9 protein-coding genes are annotated in these 15,401 nt (G+C 74.1%); 8 read left to right on the top strand and 1 reads right to left on the bottom strand.

Annotation, left to right across the window (positions count from 1 at the left end; all coding sequences use genetic code 11):
* The 8 genes from M4J07_RS30975 to M4J07_RS31010 form a co-directional block, all read left to right on the top strand.
* On the top strand, positions 1-397 hold a 397-nt coding region (locus M4J07_RS30975; protein ID WP_255977127.1), incomplete at its 5' end, for a DUF1275 family protein.
* Positions 398-672: 275 nt separating this feature from the next.
* Entirely contained in the window at positions 673-900 is a 228-nt protein-coding gene (locus M4J07_RS30980; protein ID WP_255977152.1) for a type A2 lantipeptide, read from the top strand.
* Between the two features lie 141 nt (positions 901-1,041).
* Positions 1,042-1,842 carry a DUF2118 domain-containing protein gene (locus M4J07_RS30985; protein ID WP_255977129.1) on the top strand — a complete coding sequence of 267 codons (801 nt, stop codon included), beginning with the start codon at positions 1,042-1,044 and terminating at the stop codon, positions 1,840-1,842.
* Complete coding sequence (locus tag M4J07_RS30990; protein ID WP_255977131.1) at positions 1,839-4,067, top strand: NHLP family bacteriocin export ABC transporter peptidase/permease/ATPase subunit; 2,229 nt, start codon at positions 1,839-1,841, stop codon at positions 4,065-4,067. The genes M4J07_RS30985 and M4J07_RS30990 overlap by 4 nt, the downstream gene beginning before the upstream one ends.
* 1 nt (position 4,068) lies before the next feature.
* Positions 4,069-6,921, top strand: coding sequence for an NHLP bacteriocin export ABC transporter permease/ATPase subunit (locus M4J07_RS30995; RefSeq protein ID WP_255977133.1), 2,853 nt, complete (start codon positions 4,069-4,071; stop codon positions 6,919-6,921).
* A gap of 80 nt (positions 6,922-7,001) precedes the next feature.
* Positions 7,002-7,691 (top strand): SLATT domain-containing protein, encoded by a 690-nt coding sequence (locus tag M4J07_RS31000; protein ID WP_255977135.1) that lies wholly within the window; start codon positions 7,002-7,004, stop codon positions 7,689-7,691.
* A gap of 28 nt (positions 7,692-7,719) precedes the next feature.
* Positions 7,720-11,892, top strand: a complete 4,173-nt coding sequence (locus M4J07_RS31005; RefSeq protein WP_255977137.1) for an FtsK/SpoIIIE domain-containing protein — start codon at positions 7,720-7,722, stop codon at positions 11,890-11,892.
* 58 nt (positions 11,893-11,950) lie between these two features.
* Positions 11,951-13,960, top strand: coding sequence for a metallophosphoesterase family protein (locus M4J07_RS31010; RefSeq protein WP_255977139.1), 2,010 nt, complete (start codon positions 11,951-11,953; stop codon positions 13,958-13,960).
* A 17-nt stretch (positions 13,961-13,977) separates the two neighbouring features.
* Here the strand turns inward: M4J07_RS31010 and M4J07_RS31015 are convergent, their stop codons facing one another.
* Positions 13,978-15,234: a lipase family protein gene (locus M4J07_RS31015; RefSeq protein ID WP_255977140.1), complete on the bottom strand. Its 1,257-nt coding sequence runs from the start codon at positions 15,232-15,234 to the stop codon at positions 13,978-13,980.
* Positions 15,235-15,401: the final 167 nt, after the last annotated feature.

Below are 15,401 nucleotides of genomic sequence, written 5' to 3' on the forward strand. Positions count from 1 at the left end.
GCTGGGCGGGGAGCCGTCCGGGGCGTGGCGCGACGTGCTGCTGGTCGTCGCCGCGGTGGCGATGGGCGGGCAGTCCGCGGCGATGGTCGCGGCGGGGACGGGTGCCGCGCCCACCACCTACTTCACCGGGACCCTCACCACGCTGGTGACCGGAACGGTCGACGGATCGGCGCGCGGGGCCGGTCAGTGGTGGGTGGCGGGCCGGCTGTTCGCGGTGGTCGGCGCGGCCGCGGCGACGGTCGCGCTGTGGCGGGCCGCGGCGCCGTGGGGGTTCGTGCCGCCGGCGGTGCTCACGGCTGCGGCGGTGGTGTGCCAGAAACCTGCACAGCGATTGCGCAGGGCAGTCACGTCGGTTCATGAAAATCCATTGCACGGCCCAGGCAACGGAACCCTTTGATGCGCGAGTGTCCCCTTTGGCGAATGCGGACACAACCCGTTCACATTTCCCTCCGTGAAGATTGTGAAGGAGCTGCCACGGGTCCGTGAACAGGCCTGCACCTCCTGGGAATTGACCTCGCACATCCCCCCTGACCGGGGACCTTCCGATTGGCTGTGCGATGCGTCGACGTGCTTTGATCCTGCGCACCGCAGAACATCACCGGATTTCGGATCCACCGATGTCCGACGCGTTCCGCGTTTATCGAAATACCCATGAGAAGGGCAGCTCACATCATGAACAACACCCCCCAGGTTGAGACCCTCGAGATTTCCGACGCCGAGCTCGACAACGTCTCCGGCGGTCTCGTCGGCGGCCTCGTCGGCCAGGCCACGGCCACCGTCGACGGCATCGCCCCGGTCTCGGGCGTCGTCACCGGCCTCACCGGCACGGTCGAGGGCCTGACCGGCGTGAACACCGGCGCCGTGACGGGCCTGGCCACCGGTCTGGTCGCCGGCCTCTGAGCCGGATCCGACGGATCGTTCCGCCGCTCACCTGACGGGCGGCGAACCCCGGGCCTCGGGACCCTGACGGGTTCCGGGGCCTACGGGCGCGTCCGGGCCCGGTCGGGTGGCCCGGTTTCGGCAACGTAAGGGAAAGACCGCGTGCAGTTCCGCCAACAGGCCCTGTCCAAGCTGCAGTCGCCGGAGGAGCTCGACCTCCCGGTGCGGCTCGCGCGGCCGCAGGGGCTGCTCGCCCTCGCCGTCACCGTCGTCGTGATGGCCGCGTCCTGCGTGTGGGCGGTGACCGGCTCGGTGTCCTCGACGCTCGACGCGGCCGGCATCCTCACGTACGGGCAGGGCAGTTACGTGCTCCAGACCCCCGTCACGGGACAGGTCACCGGCGTGTACGTGAAGGAGGGGCAGCGGGTCCGCAAGGACGCGCCGCTGCTCAAGGTCCGTACGGAGCAGGGCGACCGGGCGGTGCGGGCCATCGACGCGGGCCGGGTCACGGCGCTCGTCGCACGGATCGGTTCGGTCGTCACGACCGGCTCGGACGTGGCGACGCTGGAGAAGACCGGCTCGGCCGACGATCCGCTCCTGGCGATGCTGTACGTGCCCGCGACCGGCGCGGCGAACGTGCCGGCCGACGCCGCCGTCGACCTGACCGTTCCCACCGCCCAGCAGTACGGGGTGCTGCGCGGCAGGGTGAAGGCGGTCGGCCGCAGCCCGCAGACGCGGCGGCAGGTCGCCGACTTCCTCGGCGACAGCGAGCTGGCCGCGCAGTTCACCAAGGGCGGGACGCGGGTCCCCGTGCTCGTGGAGCTCACCAGGTCGTCCGCGAGCAGATCCGGTTACGCCTGGTCGTCGGACGGCGGCCCGCCCTACGCCCTCACTTCCATGACCCTCGCCTCCGGCGCCGTGCACCTCGCCGAGCAGCGCCCGATCGATTGGCTGCTGCCGTGACCACGACCTCACTGCCGCCCGCGGGACACGGTGGACGCCGTCGCGCCCGGCCCGCTCCCCCGCCGCCCAAGCGGCGGGGGAAGGTCCGCACGCCCACGGTGCTCCAGATGGAGGCCGTCGAGTGCGGCGCCGCCGCCCTGGCGATGGTCCTCGCGCACCACGGCCGGCACGTCCCGCTGGAGGAGCTGCGCATCGCCTGCGGCGTCTCGCGCGACGGCTCGCGGGCGAGCAACCTCCTCAAGGCGGCCCGCAGTTACGGCATGACCGCCAAGGGCATGCAGATGGAACCGGCCGCGCTCGCCGACGTGCAGGGCCCGGCGATCCTCTTCTGGGAGTTCAACCACTACGTCGTCTACGACGGCCCCGGCCGCCGGTTCGGCCGGCGCGGCGTGCACATCAACGACCCGGACAAGGGCCGCCGGTTCGTGCCGGCGGAGGACTTCGACACCAGCTTCACCGGGGTCGTGCTCGTCCTGGAGCCGGGTGAGGGCTTCCGGACCGGCGGGCGGCGTCCGGGCGTCCTGAAGGCGATGCCCGGCCGGCTGCGCGGCACGACCGGCACCATGCTGGCCGCGCTCCTCGCGAGCCTGCTGCTCGTCGCGGTGGGCGCCGCGGTGCCCGCGCTCAGCCGTACGTACATCGACCTGTTCCTGATAGGTGATCAGACCTCCCTGCTGGGCGCGCTGTTCGCGTCGATGGGCGCGATGGTGGCGCTGACCGGCGCCCTCACCTGGCTGCAACAGGCGAACCTGCTGCGCGGCCGCATCATCTCCTCGACGCTGAGCAGCGCCCGCTTCTTCGGGCATCTGCTGCGGCTTCCCGTCACGTTCTTCGCGCAGCGCAGTCCGGCCGACCTGGTGCAGCGGCTCCAGTCGAACGACGCGGTCTCCGAGACCCTGGCCCGCGATCTGACCGCGGCCGGCGTCGACGGCATCGTGGTCCTCCTGTACGCGGCGCTGCTGTGGACGTACGACCCGCAGCTGACGATGGTCGGCGTCGGCATCGCGCTGCTCAACGTGGTGGCGATGCGGGTCGTCGTGCGGCTGCGCGCGACCCGGACGCAGAAGCTGCGGGCGGACACGGCGCGGCTCACCAACACCAGCTACACCGGGCTGCAGTTGATCGAGACGATGAAGGCCACGGGCGGGGAGAACGGGTACTTCCGGCGGTGGGCGGGGCAGCACGCGACCACCCTGGAGGAGCAGCAGCGGCTCGGCGTGCCGAGCGCCTGGCTGGGGGTCGTCGCGCCGACGCTCGCGACGCTGAACAGCGCGCTGATCCTCTGGATCGGCGGCCTGCGAGCCGTCGAGGGCCATCTGTCGGTGGGTCTCCTGGTCGCGTTCCAGGCGCTCGTCACCCGCTTCACCGCGCCGATCACGCGACTGAACGGGGTCGCGGGCCGCATCCAGGACTTCGCCGCCGACGTGGCCCGGCTCAAGGACGTGGAGAACTTCCCCGTCGACACGCTGTACGCGCGCCCCGAGCAGGTGCAGAGCACACGCCGGCTCAAAGGTCACGTCGAGCTGTCGGAGATCACCTTCGGCTACAGCCCCCTCGACAAGCCGCTGCTGACCGGCTTCTCACTGACGGTCGGCCCGGGCCAGCAGGTGGCGCTCGTCGGCGGCTCGGGCAGCGGCAAGTCGACGGTGTCCCGGCTGATCTCGGGCCTGTACGCGCCGTGGGAGGGCGTCATCCGGATCGACGGGACGCGGCTGGACGACATCCCGCGCGGCGCGCTCGCGGCGTCGGTGTCCTTCGTCGACCAGGACGTCTTCCTCTTCGAGGGAACGGTCCGCGACAACGTCGCGCTGTGGGACCCCTCGATCACCGACGACGCGGTCACCGACGCGCTGCGCGACGCCAGTCTGTACGACGTGGTGGCGCGGCGGCCCGGCGGCATCCACGGCCGGGTCGAGCAGGACGGCCGGAACTTCTCCGGCGGGCAGCGCCAACGCCTGGAGATCGCACGGGCGTTGGTGCGCCGCCCCAGCATCCTCGTCCTCGACGAGGTGACCAGCGCGCTGGACGCGGAGACCGAGCAGACCGTCATGGACAACATCCGGCGCCGCGGCTGCGCGTGCGTGGTCATCGCGCACCGGCTGAGCACGGTGCGCGACAGCGACGAGATCGTGGTCCTCGACCACGGGCAGGTCGTCGAGCGCGGCCGGCACGAGCACCTGGTCGCGGCGGGCGGCGCCTATGCCGAACTGGTGAGGGAGCACTGAAGTGACCTACACACAGGCCGAGTTCCCTTCGGCGTCCGCGTCCGACCAGGTGGTGGCCGCGTTCGGCGGCCTCGGCACACCCGTCGACTGCACGGGCCTGCGCAGCCTGCCGCTGGAGGGGCCGCACGTGCTGTGGCTCGTCGTGGACGGCGCGCTCGACCTGTTCGCCGTGGACGCGTACGAGCAGGGGCACTGGCACTTCCTGGGCCGCCTGGAGCCGGGCACGCTGCTGCTCGGCCCCGTAGAGGGCACTCAGCACATCCTGGTGGGGCGCCCGTTGGCCGGGTGCGCGGTGCGCCGCATCGCGCTGCGCGAACTGCCGTACACCCCGACGCCCGACCAGGGGGCGTACGGCGGCGGCTACGACATGGCGTGGAGCCTGCTGGAGGAGGCGTTCGCGCTCGGCGTCGGGCGCGGCCAGCGCGTGCTCTTCGAGGCGCCGCTGGACGGGCGCACGGTCGACGCGCACGATCCCGGCCTCGTCGGTGACGACGACGTGCTGTGGCCCCAGCTCTCCCCGGGGAGCGTGCAGTACGGTGCCGCGTTCGCCGCCGACGCCGCGGCCGATCTGCTGGTCGACGCCGCCCTGTGGCAGCGCATGGTGAACCAGCAGTACCGGCTGCTGTCCACGCTCGACCGGTGGATCGAACGGCTGGAGAGCGCGCACGAGGACCGGGCGGCGGCCGGGATCCGGGCGGGCGAGGCCGTCCGGGAGCAGGCCGACCGGACCCTGCTCGACTCCATCGGCGCGCCCCGCAGACGCGGCGGGCGCGGCGCGGAGGCCGGGGCCGACGCGACGTACGCGGCCTGCAAGGTGGTGGCGGACGCCGTCGGCATCCGGCTCGTGGAGCCCGGCCGCGGCGGCGCGGTCAGCGACCGGATCGACCCGGTCGAGCAGATCGCGGTGGCGTCCCGGATCCGGACCCGCCCGGTGCGGCTCACCGGCGACTGGTGGCGGCAGGACACCGGCCCGCTGGTCGGCTTCCGGGCCGCGTCGGGGGCGCCGGTCGCGCTGCTGTGGCGGCGCGGCGGCTACGAGGCGGTGACCCCGGGGAGCGGGCCGCGCGAGCGGCGCAGCCGGATCGACGAGGACACCGCGGAGGACTTCGAGGAGCGGGCGGTGCTGCTCTACCGGCCGCTGCCCGAGGGCGAGTTGAGCCCGTGGCGGCTGATGCGGTTCAGCATGCGGCGGATGGGCGGCGACGTGCGCCGGCTGCTGCTCGCGGGGCTGGTGACGGTGGGGCTCGGCGCGCTGGTGCCGGTCGCCACGGGGCAGGTGCTCGGTACGTTCGTGCCGAAGGCGCAGACGGACCTCATCACCCAGGTGTCCCTCGCGATCGTCGTCACGAGCGTGGTGTCGGCGGTGTTCATGCTGCTGCAGAACCTGACGGTGCTGCGGGTCGAGGGCCGGGTCGAGAGCGTGCTCCAGCCCGCCGTGTGGGACCGGCTGCTGAGACTGCCGACCCGGTTCTTCGCCGAGCGGTCCACGGGTGAGCTGGCGAGCGCCGCGATGGGCATCAGCGCGATCCGGCGGCTGCTGTCGGGCGTCGGCCCGGTCGTCGTGCAGTCGACGACGATCGGCGCGATGAACCTCGCCCTGCTGCTCCTCTTCAGCGTGCCCCTGGCGCTCGCGGCGCTCGCCATGCTGGTGGTCGTGGCCGGGGTGTTCCTCACGCTCGGGCTGTGGGAGCTGCGCTGGCAGCGCCGGCTCGTCAAGCTGGGCAACAAGCTGAACAACCAGGCGTTCCAGACGCTGCGCGGGCTGCCGAAGCTGCGGGTGGCGGGCGCGGAGAGCTTCGCGTACGCGGCGTGGGCGAAGGAGTTCGCCCAGAGCCGGGAGCTGCAGCGGCGCGCGGGCCGCATCAAGAACGTGACGACGGTGCTCAACGCCGTCTATCTGCCGCTGTGTTCGCTGGTGATGTTCATGCTGCTGGCGGGCCCGGCCCGGGGCAGTCTGTCGGCGGCGGCGTTCCTCACGTTCAACACGTCGGTGACGATGCTGCTGACATCGGTGACCCAGCTGACCGGCGCGCTGATCTCGGCGGCGGCCGTGCTGCCCATGTACGAGCAGATCAAGCCGGTGCTCGACGCGGAGCCCGAGGTGCGCGGCGCCGCGACCCAGCCGGGCGAGCTCACCGGGGCGCTGGAGGCCCGCGGGCTGTCGTACCGGTACGCGGACGACGGCCCGCTGGTCCTGGACGACGTGTCCCTGTCGATCCGGCCGGGCGAGTTCGTGGCCGTGGTCGGCGAGAGCGGCTGCGGCAAGTCGACGCTGCTGCGCCTGCTCATCGGTTTCGACGCGCCGGTCGGCGGCAGCGTCCTGTACGACGGCCAGGACCTCTCGGCGCTCGACCAGGCGGCGGTGCGCCGGCAGTGCGGGGTCGTCCTGCAGAACGCCCAGCCGCTGACCGGGTCGATCCTCGACTGCATCTGCGGCGCCGAGTCGTTCACGCAGGAGGAGGCGTGGGCCGCGGCGGCGATGGCGGGGCTCGCCGAGGACATCAAGCGGATGCCGATGGGCCTGCACACGATGATCTCGGGCGGCGGCGCGATCTCCGGCGGCCAGCGCCAGCGTCTGATGATCGCGCAGGCGCTGATCCGGCGGCCCCGGCTGCTCTTCTTCGACGAGGCGACGAGCGCGCTCGACAACGAGACGCAGCGCATCGTGATCGACAGCACCCGGGCGCTGCACGCCACGCGGGTCGTCATCGCGCACCGGCTGTCGACCGTGCTCGACGCGGACCGGGTGATCGTCATGTCGCAGGGGCGCGTCGTCCAGCAGGGCCCGCCGGCCGACCTGCTGGCCGACGCGGGCGGCCGGCTGCACGAACTGGTGCGGCGTCAGATGGCGTGACCGGTGCACGGCGGGGACAGGGAGCGGCCTGACCGGCTACGCTCACAGTGAGTGAACTCGCCTATGGCCAGGTGGTGTTGATGCTGCTTCGGGGGATCAGCGGTGACACGGGCGGTGACGGGCGCGGCCGTCCGCGGGGCGACCTGCGCAGCCGGCCCTTCCCGGCGATCGCGTCGGGCACGCCGCAGGCCAGGCGCGACGCGCTGGTCGCGATCCGCGCGTGGGCCGAGCAGGAGGCCGAGGACGCGATCGACTGGTACCTGCGGGACCGGCGGCTCAAGCGGCGCGGCTCCCGCTTCATCCGCGGACTGACGATCCTGCTGGCCGTCGCGGGGACGGCCGTGCCGCTGGCGAGCTCGATGAGCGGCGGCCCGCCGCAGGCGCTCGGCTACGTCCTGCTGGCGCTGGCCGCCGGGTGCAAGGGCTTCGACCACTTCTTCGGGCTGTCCGCGGCGTGGATGCGGGACATGGCGGCGGCGCAGGCGCTGCGGACGAGACTGAGCGAGTTCCGGCTGGCGTGGACCCGCGAGGAGCTGCTGTGCGCGGGCGCGGCGCCGGACGGTCCTGCCGGCCCTGACCGGCAGGACCGGCAGGACCGGCAGGACCTGGAGCGCCGGATGGAACTGATCAGCGGTCTGGTGACCGCAGTGCACAGCCAGGTCGAGGGCGAGACGGCGAGCTGGCTCACCGAGTTCAAGGCCAGCGAACAGCAGTTGAAGGACCAGACGACGGTGCCGGGGCCCGCGGGGTTACCGCCTGCGGGGCGCTGAGTCGGGGGAACGAACGGGGGCGATCGGCATGGGCCGGATCTTCACGGTGATCGCGCCGGACGGCGCGGAGCGGGACGTGGTGGTGGAGGCCGCGGGGGACACTCCGGTGCGCGCGGTGGTGGCCGCGCTGGGGCGGCTGTGCGGGCTCGACGACGTGGCGTACTTCTCGGTGCGCGGGCCAGGGCCCTCGGCGGTCCTCGAACCGCACGACGGGCCGCTGGACGAGTCGCCGCTGCGGGACGGCTGCCGGGTGTGGCTCGGCCGACCCGCGCCGTCGGCGAAGTCGCCCGCGCCCGACTTCACCGCCCTGCCGCCGGAGCTCCTGACGCCCGGCAGCGACGGCTGCATGATGTTCCGCAGGCCGCCGCGGACCCGCGCCACGGAACTGCCGGCCGTGACCGTGCCGCCGGTACGGGTGCGCGCCGCCCGCTCGGGGCGGTCCCTGCGCTGGTTCCGCAGCAGGTGGGACGACGCGGTCAGGACCGCCGCGGAGATCCTGCGTCCGTGGCCCGCGGAGCTGATGAACGGGGTCTTCGGCGAGTCCGCCCGGCTGTGGGAGCGGCGCACCGGGGACAAGGACCACCTGCTGCTGCGCCTCGGCTCCACCGGCGCGGTGGGCACGCCCGTGCCCGTCGCCCTCGATCTGCCGGCCACCGGCGTCCTCGGCGTCGCGGGTCCCACCCAGCCGGCCCGCCGGCTGTGCGCCTGGCTGGTCGCGCAGGTGGCGCTGCTGCACAGCCCGGCCGACGTCGGCCTGCGCGTCCTCACCTCGCCGTCCGGCGCCCCCGACTGGCGGTTCGCCCGCTGGCTGCCGGGCGTCCGCGCCCACGACGGCGCCGGCCGGCCACGCATCAGCTGCGACAACGTGGGCCACCACCGGCAGATCGCCGAGGCGCTGGCCACGCTCCGCGACCGGCAGCAGCGCGGCCCCGTGCGGTACGCGGACGGGGTGCGCCGCAGTCTGGTGCTCGTGCTGGACGGGGCGCGCTCCCTCACGTCGCTGCCCGGGGTGTCCCAACTGCTGCGCGAGGGGCCCGCGTCGGGGGTGTACGTCATCTGTCTGGGGCCTGACAGCCGTTCGCTGCCCCCGGAGTGCTCGGCCGTCGTCCAGGTCGAGCAGTTCGCGCTGCGGACCGCGGCGGGGTCCCCGGCCGGCACCCGCTTCACCCTCACCCGGCGGGCCCGCGCCGACGTCACCGGTCTCGCCGACCAGGTGTCCGACCGCTGGCTCGACGAGATGGCCAGGGCCGTCGCCCCGCTGCGGGACGCGGCCGCCGAGGAGCTGCGCCCCCAGCCGCACCGGCTGCTCGACCTGCTGGGCCTCGGCACCCCCGACTCCCGGGAGATCGCGGCGCGCTGGGGTGCGTCGCCGCGCGGCACCGAGGTGCTCATCGGCCGCTCGACGCCCACCCCGGTCGCCCTCGATCTGCTCAGGGACGGGCCGCACGCCCTGGTCGCGGGCACCACCGGTTCCGGCAAGACGGAGTTCCTGTGCACGTGGATCGCCTCGCTCGCGGTGGCGAACCGGCCGGACGAGATGACGTTCATGCTCGTCGACCACAAGGGCGGCGCGGCCTTCCGCGGCCTGGTGCGGCTCCCGCACACGGTGGCCGTCGTCAACGACGTGGGGGCGGGTCTCGGGGACCGGGTGCTGCACGGGCTCGGGGCCGAGCTGCGGCGCCGCGAGCGGCGGCTGTTCGAGGCGCACACCAAGGACATCGCCGAGTACGCGGAGTTGCGCTCCCAGGAGCCGGAGGGCCCGGAGGACGTACTGCGGCCGCTGCCCCGGCTCGTCATCGTCATCGACGAGTTCGCCTCGCTCGCCGCCGAGGAGCCCGGCTTCCTCCAGGGTCTGGTGGAGATCGCCCGGCGCGGCCGCTCCCTCGGCGTGCACCTCGTGTACGCCACCCAGCGGCCGGCGGGCGTCGTCGGCCCGGAGATCCGGGCCCTGACGAATCTGCGGATCGCGCTGCGGCTCATGGACACCGGGGAGAGCCTCGACGTCATCGACGCGCCGGACGCCGCGCACCTGAGCGCCTCGTCGCCCGGCCTCGCCCTGATCAGGACCGGTACCTCCGACCCGCTGCTGGTGCAGAGCGCCCGCGTCGGCGCACCGCACCGGCCGGTGGGGCGGGAGACGGTCGACGTGGACGACGTCGTCCCGTACGGCACCCAGCGGCGGGCCCCGCTGAAGCTGCACGCCGAACCCGACTCGGTCGGCACCACCGATCTGGAACTCCTGGTGGACGCCCTGTGCGAGGCGACGTCGCTGCTCGCCATCCCGGCGCCGCACACGCCGCTGCCGCCGCCGCTGAAGGAGGTCCTCTCCCTCACCGACATCCAGCCGCCCGGCCGCGGCCGCGATCTGGCGCCGCTCGCGTTCGGCCTGGAGGACGCGCCCGAGGAGCAGACGCAGCGCCCGGCGATCCTGGACCTGGCGCGGGACGGCAACCTGCGGATAGTGGGCGCGCCGCGCACGGGCCGCTCGCAGTTCCTGCGCACGCTCGCCGCGGCGGCGGCCCGCCAGCACGGCACGGCGGACGTCCACGTGTACGGGATCGACTGCGGCGACGGCGCGCTGCAGGCGCTCACCGAACTCCCGCACTGCGGCGCCGTCGTGAACCTCGGCAGGCCCGATCACATGGTGCGGCTGCTCGGTATGCTCACCGCCACCGTGCGCAGGCGCCAGGAGGTGCTCTCGCACGGCGGCTTCGCGGGCATCGGCGCCCAGCGGCAGGCCGTGGCGGGACCGCGCCGGATGCACTACCTCCTCGTCCTCCTCGACGGCTGGGAGGAGTTCCTCACCAGCATGGGCTCGACCGACGGCGGCCGGGCGGTGGAGGACCTGTACGCGGTGCTGCGCGGCGGTCCGCAGGTCGGGGTGTGCACGGTCCTCGCGGGCGGCCCGCAGATCCTGAGCACCCGGCGGCTCGTGTCGCTCACCGAGCGGCTCCTGGTGCTGCGGCTGCCGGACCCCGACGGATACGCGAGCCTCGGGCTCACCCATCAGCGCATCCCTCAAGTGCAGCCCGCAGGAAGGGCGTTGAGCGCGGAGAGCGGGCGGCTGCTGCAGATCGCGACGCTGCCCGGGCCGACGACACGGCAGGGCCAGACCGACGCGCTCGCCCGGTACGCGGCGGAGGCCCGTCAGCGGGAGACGACGCAGGGGCAGGGCAGCCAGCGCCCGTTCCGGATCGAGGACCTGCCGCTGGTGGCCGACCAGTTCCACGTCGGCACGGGCAAGGGCCGGCCGGTGGGCCGGGAGGCGGAGCTGGCCTGGCTGCGGGACCGGCACGCCACCGGCGCCTCGGTCGCGCTGCTCGGGCCGCGCCGGGCGGGCAAGACCTGGGTGCTGGAGGAGCTGTGGCGGCGGCTGCGCGCGGACGGCGCGACGGCGGTCCGGCCGATCGTGGTGCTGCCGTCCAGCGGCCGGATCGACACGCCCGACGCGCTGGCCCGGCTCCTGGACCGCCGGCTGTCCGGTCCCGGCGCCGCCCAGCGCCTCATCGACAAGGTGCGCAAGCGGTCGGGCTCGGACCGGATGGCGTTCCTGCTCGACGAGATCGGCCGGCTCGTCAACTACGACCCGGGCGTGGTGTCCTGGCTGCGCGATCTGGGCCAGGCCGGGGCCTGGCTCGTCTACACCGGCACCGAGAAGGACTGGCACCAGGTCGTGCACTGGGCGCTGACCGCGCCGGGGTCGAGCTTCGGCAACGACGTGAACGCGCGGGTCCTCGGCCCGCTGGACGACAAGTCGGCGCTGAAGTTCCTCACCGGCACCGCCGAGAACCTCGGGGTGAACATCGCCCCCGACCGGACCGGGCGGGCGGTCCTCGGCCTGGTGGGGACCTGGCCGTTCTACCTCCAGGTCGTCGGCGACGCGGTGGTGCGCGCGGCCCAGGCCAACGAGGTGCGGCCGCTCACCGACGACCGGGCCCTCGCCGAGCTGGTGGAGCAGCGGCTGCTCGTCGAGTGGGACCACCACTTCCGGGCGCGCTGGGCGGAGATCGGGCGGGCCGGGCGGGCCGCGCTGCTCGCGGACCCCGGCCGGCTGCCGGTGGACGCGGCCCGCGCCCAGCGCAACGACCTGCGGGAGGTGGGCCTGCTGCGGCACGGGGACACCTGGCTGTCCGACCGGCCGTTCTTCGACTGGATCGGCCACAGCGAGAGCTCGCTGCGCGACGGGGAGTCGCGGCCGTGACCCGGCACACCGCCGGACCGCCGCGAACGAAGACGAACGACCTCCGGGACTGACGACCATGAACACTTACCACCCCAACCAGGCCTACGCGCACGACCTCGACATCCGCTTCCCCGGGGAGCACGTCCCGTCCTGGGCCCGCCCCCTGGTGGACGGGCGGCAGCCGAACAGCGCAGCGTGGCTCGTCGTGATGGGGCGGCGGGCCGGCAAGAGCTGGCTGGCCCGGGCGGCGGCGGGCGCCCGCCCCGAGGGCACGGCGCGTCTGGTCGACCTGCGGGCCGGCGAGGCGCTCGTGCGCCGGCAGGGGCTCGGCTGTCTGATCGGCCGCCGCTCGGCGCCGCAACTCCCGCACGGCACCGTGCTGTTCGTCGACGAGCCGGCGCTCTGTCCGGACCGCGGCTCGGGGCCCGGGGTCGATCCGGCGGTGCTCGCCTCCGGTCTGCAGCAGGTCCGGGAGGCCGGGGCGATCCCCGTGGTCCTCGCGACGCCGGGCGAACACGAGCTGCTGGCACCGCACCTGGGCGTCGACCACCCCAAGGACGTCCTGCGGCCGCCGCGGCTCGCGCCGGAGGAGTGCGACCGGATGGCGGGGCGGGAGCCGGGCTGGGCGCCGGGACTGGTGGAGCTGCTCCGGGTGCACTGCCCGGGCTGGCTGCAGACCCCGTTCCTGCTCGAACTCGCCCTGCACACCGCCGAGTCGGAGCCCGCACTGCGCGAGGACATGGCGGCCCTCGACAGGGCGGCGTACGAGACGGCCGTGCACCAGCACGCCTACATCGACCAGTGGTTCCACAACGGCCTGTCCCGGCAGGGGCGGGCGCGGCTGCGCGCGGACCGGTGGCTGCGGTCCGGGGTGCCGGTGGGCGAGACCGAGACCGCCGGCACCGCGGGTGCCGCCGGGCAGCAGCGGGTGGGCGCCGCCGTCCCGGCCGCCGATCCGGTGCTCGCCCGCCATCTGCCCGAGGTGCTCCGCATCCACCACGTGTCCGATCTGCACCACGGCGGCAGTCTGCGGTCGAACGTCGACGCCAAGGACCCCACGGAGGCGGGCCTCAGGCTGGCCGGGCTCACCGGCGCGGGCACCTCGATGGACCAGTATCTGAAGCATCTGCGCCGGCTCGGCGAGCAGGGCCGTGCCCCCCATCTGCTGGTGGTCACCGGGGACCTGGTGAACCGCCCCCACCCGTCCTTCGGCCGGCTCGCCCTGAACTGGCTGCGCAGCGCGGCCAAGGCGCTCGCGGACCATCCCGATCTGCGGCCCGCCGATCCACGGGTGCTGCTCGTCGGCGGCAACCACGACGTGTCGTGGGACCTGGCGCTCGATCCGCGGCCCGAGGCGCGGCACGAGTGGTTCGCGCAGACCTTCGCCGAGTTCCCGCACCCGGACCTCCAGGAGTCCCGGCACGACCGGCGGCGGCTGTACGTCAGGTATCCGGAGGCGGGGCTGCGGATCGCGCTGCTCGGCTCGGCCGAGTCGGGCGGCGAGGCGGCGCGGGACGAGGACCGGCGCAAACTGGAGGCGGCGCAGGCCGAGTTCGCGGCGACGGACGACGAGGACCGGTTCGGCGCGCTGGTCCTGGACTTCGAGCGGGTCGACCCGGGTGTCGTGTCGCGGGGCGTGCTCGACCGGCTCGGCCCCGAGCCGGGCTACACGACGCTCGCCGCGCTGCACCATCCGCTGTCCCCGGTCCCGGCGGTGGAGATCGCCCCGTACGCGGGCGTGGTGAACGCGGGCCAGGCCAAGCGGGCGCTGGCGGCGGCCGAGACGTCGCTGGTCCTGCACGGCCACACGCACCTGGGGTTCCTGGCCGCCGAGCGGTTCCTCGGGATGCCGCAGGAGTGGACGACGCGGCACGCGGGGGCGCCCGCCCTGGGCAGTGGGGAGACCGACGAACCCAATGGCTTCAACGAGGTGTTCGTGGCCCGCGAGGGCGACGCGCACGTCCTCGCGGTGCGCACGGTCCGGCTGGTGGGCGGCGGGTGGGTGCCCTCCCCCACGATCGCGTTCCGCCCGGGTGCCCCCGCGGAACTCGCCGAGGGGCGGCTCTGCCTGGACCGCGAGGACTGACCACCGGCCGCTCCTGATCAGCGCACGTCGCCGAACTCGCTCAACACCCCTTCCGGAGCGAGGGCGTTGACGTAGCGGCCGGGCCCGTGGTCCTCGAAGGAGTACTTGAACGGGAGGGACCGGGTCAGTGCGAGGCGCGTCGCGAAGAAGGCCAGCGGCGCCACCACCGCGAGCCCGGCGAGGCTGTCCATCTGCGGGTAGGGCAGGGCGGGGTCACGGCGCTCGACCCAGCCCTGCTCGCGGGCCCGGCCTGGGACGGCGACGAGCCGGCGCAGCCGGGGCAGCGGGCCGGTGCCGGTGAGCAGATCGCCGGGGAGGGAGACCGCCTCGGCGGCGGCGTCGGCAAGTGCGGCGAACGCCGCGTCGACGCCGTGGCGCGGCCTGCGGTAGTGGAACTCCCGGCCGAACGGCGCGTAGGGGCCGACCGGGCGCGGCGGCAGCGCGGGCACGACGTCCCGGTCGTAGATGTAGCGCAGGAGCCGGTCGCGCAGCAGACGGGTGCCGTTGGAGTCGGTCGCCCGTTCGCAGGCGCGGGCGAAGTCGGGTCCGCCGAGCATGGGCTGGCCGAACGTGTAGACGGCGCGCAGCCGGCGGGCGATGTGGGCGTAGCGCGGTTCGTGGACGAGGGTGACCGCCATGAGTGCGGCCATCGCGGCGCCGAGGCTGTGCCCGGTGATGTAGAGCGCCTCCAGGCCGTCGCCGTACGTGCCCTCCTCGCGCGGGTCGACGGACTCGCCGCGCACGGCGCGGTCCAGGGCCTGGAGGATCAGGTACCGGGTGGCGCGCATGTTGCGGTAGAAGCCGGCGTGCACCTCGTGGGTGACGCCGTCGAGGTCGACGCGGAGGGTCTCGGGGTGCACGTCGGCGTCGGTGAGGATGCTGATGATGTCCTCGGGCTGGGTGCCGCGGTAGCAGAGGATCGCGACGCGGCGCTCCCGGTCCTGGAGGAGGTAGGCGGCGGAGGAGACGTAGAGGGCGTCGACGCGCTGCTCGAAGACGCGGCAGCGGTTGTCCTCCAGGCCGAGCCGGGTGGCCATCATGGCGACCGTCGCGGCGTCGCAGCCCTGGTCGTACCCGGCGTAGGCGTACGCGGACAGGGTCGCCAGGACGTGCGGAAGCACTCCGTCGGGGTCGGGGTGGGCCTTGTCGTCGAGGAGCCGTTCCGGCAGGTCGGGGTAGACGGGAAAGGTCACCCGGCCCGGCTCGACGAACGTCGGTTCCTTCATCGGCCGCAGGTCGGCGAAGCTCGGCCCGTGTTCGGTCTCGTCCCGCATGGGGCACCTCCGGGGCGGCGGGCTGCCGAGTGCACCACCGGCGCCGGATGCCGTCAAGCCGTCGCTGACCGGCCATCGGCGGCGCCGTCGGGAGGGGCGGATGTGGGGTGCGCGGCGCAGGGTGCGGGGCCCGTCTCCCGGCCCCGCCACGGGCGGCCGGACGCCTG

The sequence above is a fragment of the Streptomyces longispororuber genome, assembly GCF_024448165.1.
GTDB lineage: Bacteria > Actinomycetota > Actinomycetes > Streptomycetales > Streptomycetaceae > Streptomyces > Streptomyces longispororuber_A.

Coding starts and splice junctions, on each gene's coding strand:
- M4J07_RS31000 (WP_255977135.1), top strand. CDS start 7,002: ATGCTGCTTCGGGGGATCAGCGGTGACACGGGCGGTGACGGGCGCGGC.
- M4J07_RS30980 (WP_255977152.1), top strand. CDS start 673: ATGAACAACACCCCCCAGGTTGAGACCCTCGAGATTTCCGACGCCGAG.
- M4J07_RS31015 (WP_255977140.1), bottom strand. CDS start 15,234: ATGCGGGACGAGACCGAACACGGGCCGAGCTTCGCCGACCTGCGGCCG.
- M4J07_RS31005 (WP_255977137.1), top strand. CDS start 7,720: ATGGGCCGGATCTTCACGGTGATCGCGCCGGACGGCGCGGAGCGGGAC.
- M4J07_RS31010 (WP_255977139.1), top strand. CDS start 11,951: ATGAACACTTACCACCCCAACCAGGCCTACGCGCACGACCTCGACATC.